Origin of the sequence: Oceanispirochaeta sp. M1, assembly GCF_003346715.1 — a bacterium.
Lineage (GTDB): Bacteria > Spirochaetota > Spirochaetia > DSM-2461 > DSM-2461 > Oceanispirochaeta.
The window spans coordinates 1-7168 of sequence record NZ_QQPQ01000084.1 but is presented as its reverse complement, the minus strand read 5'-3'; the positions used below and the strand labels follow the sequence as shown (position 1 = coordinate 7168).

At 31.8% G+C, this 7168-nt stretch carries 8 protein-coding genes; 2 read left to right on the top strand and 6 right to left on the bottom strand.

Annotated features, from left to right (window positions below; translation table 11 throughout):
• Positions 1-256: 256 nt before the first annotated feature.
• The 6 genes from DV872_RS25410 to DV872_RS25385 all read right to left on the bottom strand — a co-directional run bounded on the left by DV872_RS25410 (position 257) and on the right by DV872_RS25385 (position 5821).
• Positions 257-937 carry a M48 family metallopeptidase gene (locus tag DV872_RS25410; RefSeq protein ID WP_158547185.1) on the bottom strand — a complete coding sequence of 227 codons (681 nt, stop codon included), beginning with the start codon at positions 935-937 and terminating at the stop codon, positions 257-259.
• A gap of 906 nt (positions 938-1843) precedes the next feature.
• Positions 1844-2287: a hypothetical protein gene (locus DV872_RS25405; RefSeq protein ID WP_114632780.1), complete on the bottom strand. Its 444-nt coding sequence runs from the start codon at positions 2285-2287 to the stop codon at positions 1844-1846.
• A 93-nt stretch (positions 2288-2380) separates the two neighbouring features.
• Positions 2381-2953, bottom strand: a complete 573-nt coding sequence (locus DV872_RS25400; RefSeq protein WP_199563545.1) for a GNAT family N-acetyltransferase — start codon at positions 2951-2953, stop codon at positions 2381-2383.
• A gap of 129 nt (positions 2954-3082) precedes the next feature.
• Positions 3083-3733 carry a hypothetical protein gene (locus tag DV872_RS25395; protein ID WP_114632779.1) on the bottom strand — a complete coding sequence of 217 codons (651 nt, stop codon included), beginning with the start codon at positions 3731-3733 and terminating at the stop codon, positions 3083-3085.
• Positions 3734-3838: 105 nt separating this feature from the next.
• A complete protein-coding gene (locus tag DV872_RS25390; protein WP_114632778.1) occupies positions 3839-4837 on the bottom strand; it encodes a hypothetical protein in 999 nt (332 codons plus the stop codon).
• A 144-nt stretch (positions 4838-4981) separates the two neighbouring features.
• Positions 4982-5821, bottom strand: coding sequence for a tetrahydrofolate dehydrogenase/cyclohydrolase catalytic domain-containing protein (locus DV872_RS25385; protein ID WP_114632777.1), 840 nt, complete (start codon positions 5819-5821; stop codon positions 4982-4984).
• Between the two features lie 487 nt (positions 5822-6308).
• Here DV872_RS25385 and DV872_RS25380 point away from each other — a divergent pair, with 487 nt between their 5' ends.
• Together DV872_RS25380 and DV872_RS25375 are read left to right on the top strand one after the other, a co-directional pair.
• Positions 6309-6755, top strand: a complete 447-nt coding sequence (locus tag DV872_RS25380; RefSeq protein ID WP_114632776.1) for a GNAT family N-acetyltransferase — start codon at positions 6309-6311, stop codon at positions 6753-6755.
• Between the two features lie 65 nt (positions 6756-6820).
• Complete coding sequence (locus DV872_RS25375; RefSeq protein WP_114632775.1) at positions 6821-7063, top strand: DinB family protein; 243 nt, start codon at positions 6821-6823, stop codon at positions 7061-7063.
• The last annotated feature ends 105 nt before the right edge of the window (positions 7064-7168 follow it).

Here is a 7168-nt window from a genome sequence, read left to right as displayed (position 1 = left end):
GAAGAAAAGGGCAAAAAATATTGACTGAAAGTTGCCACTTGATGTAAGAACAATTAACAGGTTGAATGATGCCTATGAAGTGGCAACTTTCGTCCGGAACAGGTGGCAACTTTCACCGGAATGCGCATACTGCTTTCAGAATAAACAATTGATTATATTTAAGTATCAATTCTGTAAAACTGAGGCATTTCTAATCAAGAGCGCCTATATCCCTTGACGGTTGGAACTCTTATATGTGTTTTATGTATCTTAAATATTATTTTTGCTGTTCCATCAACTTATCAATTCGTTTTGATATATGGGGGTGAGTCGATAATATTTCTGATAGCCATTTTGCAAATGTTTTCCTTTTATTAGCATTAGAAAGATATTCTTCAATATTAACTTTTGAATATAGGGATGTTCCTGCTGACAATAAAACTAATCCTCTGGTAGATCCAGAAGGGGAAATTTCTGAAGCAAAGCTATCGCAAGTAACTTCACAAGCTCGACTATAAGCAAATGAAAGCAATAAAATTATATTTGCAGGGAACACTAATAGTCTTTTTAAGATATGATTTCGTTTTAAGTGAGTTAATTCATGTGCAAGAATAAACTCTACAACGTCCATTCCATCAGAATATGCCTTTTCAAAAATATCAGAATATAATACCACATAGTTTTTACCAGCTAATCGTGTTGCAAATGCATTCAAAATCCCGCCTGACTGTATTAAATAAAGTGTAGGTAATCTTTTAATCCCAAGAGTTTCGCATTGTGATTCAAGCAAATAATAAACTTCAGGGAATTGTTTCGTAGTTATTTGAATAGCATTACCCTGTAGATGGCCAATTAGAGTAATATGACTTATTAAAAAAAACAAAAAAATAAATACTATATATACAATAAAGACGATACCTGTTGTTAAAAAAGATGTATCTTCTAACATTTTAGGCATTAGTTTAAATATCCCAAAATAAAACCCGCTAGTAATTACCAAGCAAAATATAAAATAGAAATTTTCTTTCCAATAGACCTTAAAATTCAATTTCAACTCCTCATACTTATATATTAAAAATGTAATCATATAATGAATACTGATTAAATATAACGAGACTTGTATATGGCATCATAGAATTCCCCGGATCTGCAATCTAAAAGTTCCCACTTCTGCAATATGAATTCCCCAAAAATGCAAAAGTCATAGCAAACACCGGGATGGGCCTCTACCCTTGAGTTAAGAACCACCAAAACTTAAGGGGATGACACAAAGGATGCTTACTATGACCAATACAATGGTATATGCCAGAATGCCCACGTTGTTCCTACAAAAAATGAAGATGGTGAGTATTTCTTCAATAATTATGGAAGAAGTAAAGCTCTCCATCCTATTTCCTCTTGGCCCCCACCAATGATCATCAGCAATACCATTGTGATGATCATATATAGTTCTTTAATTCCGGTATAATTGAACTCATAAGATCCCAATGAAATTTGACCTGATGCATCTATTAATTGTGTGACAACCACTATAAGACAGGAAATAAGAACCATTTAAAAGGGACTTTCCATTTCAGGATTCTCTCTTTAAACGATGCCACATCCTCTTTTTCTCCATGAAATTTCAATGTAAGAAGAATAGATAATATAGGACCGAAGGCGCCCAGGAAAAGTAAAAGCATATGAAATGTCTCAGGTACAAATTATGCCATTACAAAAAATGTCCATGAAATAAAATAAGTGAATAGTATGTAATTTAAAGCGATTTTCTTATTCACTATTTCCCTAATTGTTAATGCTCATTATTAAAAAAATACTCTACATACGTAAATTCATCATCATTTTTATTATACATTTTTTCAGATCAGCTACCATCTGAAAAAAACTCTACTTTGTAACTTAGGTTTTTATCCATAGTTAAAACAACATCAACATCTTTAAAACTGTAAGTGTTTACGCCACTAAGGCAGATTTTATATTCACCATTATTTTCAGAGACTGAATCTACATCCAGATTATGGGCTGTTCCAAGCTCATCTATAAATATAGAACCTGAAAGTTTATAAGGTTTTTCCATATCTGAATAATCAATCGTATATTTCTGAATTACTATTTTAACTGTAATGTGTTCGAAGCCACCTCTATAAAGTAACAGGCGGTAGTAAAATGAATCATCTTCGGCAATAAATGCAATATCTTGAAGATGGGGATCGATGTCAGCCGAAGAATCAATCCAGCGATTATCTGCAAAAGAGAATATTGGTATTATCAAGAAAATACTAAAAATAAAAATCTTATTGAAAGACATATGCACTCCATTATTTTATCATCGAGAAAAATCAATTCTTTTCCAGACTGTCTGTCAAAAGGTTCTATTCTTCATGAAGAGACCGGTATGATACTAAATAAAATCTTCATCTAAAATTGAAAATCCAAAACCATCAGTCCACTTACCGTTTCTTTTTCTGTCTTTTCTCCAAAAGGTTTCAAATCTCATTCCAGCCTTTTCCATTATTGATTTTGAAGCAATGTTCTCAATATCACAACCAGCAAATATTCTATGAAGCTTTAAGTTTTGAAATCCGAAAGCAATGATAGCTCTTAGAGCTTCAGTTCCATAGCCTTTACTCCAATAATCGTTGAAGATAGAAAAATACACTTCTACCTGGCATTCATTTTCTAATTTATTATCGTACCCACCGTTTTTTAGACCAATAAAGCCAATAAACTCTTTAGTCGTTTTTAAACGAACTGCTAAAATAAATGGTAATGTCTTATTATTATAATCCTGATCAATAAGTTTATTAATTAAGTATTTGATTTCACTTTCAGTTTGTGGATTAAATGTCTCGCTTTGATACCTGTGCTGTTCTGGAGATAATTCCATTTTGTATCGATTTACCCAATCATCAGGGTAGAATCTATCTAAGAACAATCGTTCTGTAGCAATGGGAATCATCTGATTTACTTTCAATTTAATTTCCTTATGGACATTTTATCTTCTTTCATTGTATAAACCATTCCAAAATTATTAGATCCACTCGTCATATTGATTTTATTCCAATAACGATTCTACATTAATTACTACATTAGACGCATATTCTTAGTCCCATTTATATAAAATAAATTCAGTAAGGGTATATCCAATATCGTATATAGTTTGACTTGAATTAAAGTCCGTATTTAAATCTGATAAAGTCGGGTAATTCTCAACTGATAATTGTGAAAATCTGCTAGGTTCCAATCTTGGACAATTTGACTCATAAATTGCTATTGCTTCCCATAGCCATCTTGGATTGTTGTCTAACTCAGGATTTATTTTGAGTGAAACAAGATGAGCAAACTCATGTAGAGCGGTTTCTGCTGTATTGTTTCCAGTATAAAGAATACAAATCTCGTTATTATTTATATATCCTGTAGATCCAGGATATCTATTTCCAATACTCATTTCTTGAATCTCTAAGAAATTTTCCTCATTGAACCAAATTTTAATTGTAGTTTTAGGAATATGTTTAATTTGTAAATCTTCAAGTATTCGGAGATAGTTCTTTTCAAGATATTCGGAAATATCTGATACTACCCAATCAGAGAGGTCATCAAATAGTTCATACCTAAAATTTCCAACATCTATTTTTTTCTTATTCTCATTTTGTTTATTTGTACATGAGAAATTAAGGAGAGCTAATAATAGAATGATTGAAAAACGAATCTTTTTAATGCGAAACTTCCTTAATTCAATTATTAATTCTGTCAATCAATGTAACTCTCATTTTCATGTAACAAGAATTATGGTGTGGTTTGTGCGAAGGCAGAAACCATGACATTCAGGATGACGTTTTATGAATGAATGTTAAAGAACTTATTCGTATAACTGTTCCACTACTGATAGTCGATCTCGTACTAATCTGTTATCTAGAGGATTTATCTGTATAACATTATCACTATTGACTGCTATATTAATTTTGTATGGTTGATCCAATATTTCTGAGAAATGATACCATGTTGCTAATTCTGCCAAGTCTTCAGCCCAACTCATGCATGAGTAAATTGAAATAAACGGAGTATTTAATAATTCATTATAAATGGTCTCAGCATCAGCGAAATCAATTTTCGGTCCACTATTCAAATTGTAAAAAGTAATTCCTTCCATGAATTCCTTCTTGTATTTATCCCTTGGCACATTATAGTTATCCCAATATTCTTTGTAAAATATATTATTTCTATCAAATCTTTTATTAAGAGCTTTAAAACTGGAATATTCCGTAAAGGGAGTGATACTAAGATTGTAATCAACTATATGTGTTGATTCATGAAGAAGAACATATAGTAACCCTGTGTATGCATCTCCACATTCTACTTCAATTTGGTTATTGCTATTTATGAAGCAAGAATTTTCACGGTAACTTAGCCAATCTGTAATGCTATGTTTCATACTTTCAGGGTTGATTATTAAAATATTGTATAATTTTAAATCATCTGAAATTACATAATCAGCTAATGCACTTCCATATAAATTATTTACGAAATAGATTCCGATTAATTTCTCATCCATTATTCTCTTATTCATGGCAGGAAGAAGATTATAGTATTCAAGAAATTGATTCTTTTCGTCTTCACTAATTGAATAGGATGTGTAGTTATCTGTGTTATCCATAGTCATCAGGTAATTCAAAATCAAATCAGGAGTATCATTTATTCTTGAGGCAATATTGCTATTTGGATCAAATGTATAATTTTCAAAATTCTTTGCTGGAATTTCACTTATACGGGACAAATAATCCACATTTTGATTCGACACACATGAATTCAGGAATAGAAATATAAATGCAAATAATATTGTAATGTATCTTTTTTTCATTTATTGACTCTCCTATATAATATGGTACTACAAGCAAGTATAAACAACCATTGATTATTATAGAAAACAATATTAAGTCTATCTCCCCCAATTAAGGGTTAAAAATTCGACAAAGTACAAGAATGTACTTTGTCGCCGTTAACTTCAAAATAATGCCTTTTCAGCTGCTTCTACGGTTTGACTTAAAAGTGTTGCAATTGTCATGGGACCTACCCCTCCCGGCACTGGTGTATATGCAGAAGTATTTAGATAAGATGACTTTTCGACATCTCCAATTCCACCTTTATGATAGCCTGCATCAATAAGTACTGAGCCTTTTTTAATCCAATCAGATTTTATAAACTCAGGTTTTCCTATTGCGGCTACAACAATATCTGATTCTCTGATTATTTTTTCCAAATTTTCTGTTTTGGAATGACAAATTGTAACTGTTGCATTTTCATTTAGTAAAAGCATAGCTATAGGTTTACCTAAGATCGCGCTTCTTCCAACAATACAGGCTTTCTTTCCAGTTAGAGGTATTTTATAATATTTCAATAACTTCATGATTCCACCCGGTGTTGCAGAGATATAAACATCCTCTCCAAATGACATTTGGCCGAACCCGTATGCTGTAACACCATCAACATCTTTTTGAATTGAAATCTTATTAAAACAGGCTCTTTCATCAATCTGGATTGGGACAGGATGCTGAAGTAAAATACCAAAAATGTTTTCATTTTTATTTAATTTATCAATTTCCTCTAATAACTCACTGGTAGTAGTATTCTTATGCAATTCAATTTTTTTTGTTCCTAACCCGACTCTTTTACATGCATTTGCTTTCATATTCACATAAATCTCTGATGAAGGATCATTTCCTACAAGAATAGTCGCCAATACTGGCTCGATCTTTGTTTTCTCTTTAATTGCTTTCACTCTTATTTTCAAATCTTCTTCTATTTTAGATGAAAGCAATTTTCCATCAAGAACTACAGTTTCCATTTATTCCTCCATAATTATTATAGCAAATCTGTGATAATATTCCGAACCAGAGATGCTGAGGAATAATAAAGTTGTATTTTGGTTATTGCACTTAAAAACCGGGACGATAGGACGTTTTTACTTTTCTTATTTCATCCTACCCCACCAGAAGTTTTGACAAAACAATAAAGTTCCCATGCGTTTAACTCTCTAATCATCCGTATTACGTCCTGGTTAAAAGCCAGATATTGGCATCAACTTGTCTCCATGGCAAATCATTTTGCTCTTAATGAGAAGCAGTAATTTATTATTGGTTGAAAATCTCAATAAGAAGTGTGACAATAGGAAAGTCAGGTGAAATAGTATGATATGCCCTACTATATGACTGAGTTGTAATTCTATTTGTAAAAAAAATTATTATCTATTATTAGAGCAAAGCAAAAGATTTACTGCTGGATTTTGTGGATTCTTTCTATTCAGCATATAAAAACCTGGAGATTTTGAAAACATGATCATTCGAAAAGCTGTGGATGAAGATTTAGAACAAATACTAACCTTATATCAATTCCTATTTAGTGAAGAAGATTATTCTATTATTGGAAGCTTCAAAGAGAAGTGGGCCAGTATATTGAATCATGATGGTCTGACATACTTTGTTGCCATAGATAAAGATAGAATTGTAGCATCTTGTAATATTTCAATTACACCAAATCTTTCACGTGGGAAGAAGTCATATGCATTAATTGAGAATGTTATCACACACCCCGAACACCGACAGAGAGGATATGGAAGGGCTGTGATAGAAAAAGCTATAGATCTTGCACAAAGAGAATCCTGTTACAAAGTCATGCTATTGAGTACAGCGTCTGATGATCGATCAGTTGCTCATAAATTTTATGAAAATCTTGGCTTTGATGGTGATTCAAAAAGAGGCTTTCATATTCGTTTCAGATAGTTAAGTTCCGTATACAATTCGACCGTGAGCTTGTGTTCTTTCTAAACCATATTAAGGATTAAGATATGATTGATTTTAAGAGAAGTATTGTCCAACTAGAAAATAATAAATTTATATTTGAAAATCTGATACTTGGTATTTTTCGAGAACAAGCAAACTGGAAACCAGATGAGGAAAGATGGTCAATCATAGAAATTTTGAACCATCTAATTGACATTGAGATTGAAGACTTTAGATATAATTTAAATCTAATTTTGTTTTCTCCAGAAAAAGAATGGCCTTCCCGCCCTATGTGTCAACATAGTTGAAGCATCAACTTTTTAAGGAGATATTCAATTATGAGATACAGTTTAGGATTCAGAGAATCACAGTTAAGGAAAGTTTTACCACCGGTCAACAGACCAATTTCAGAT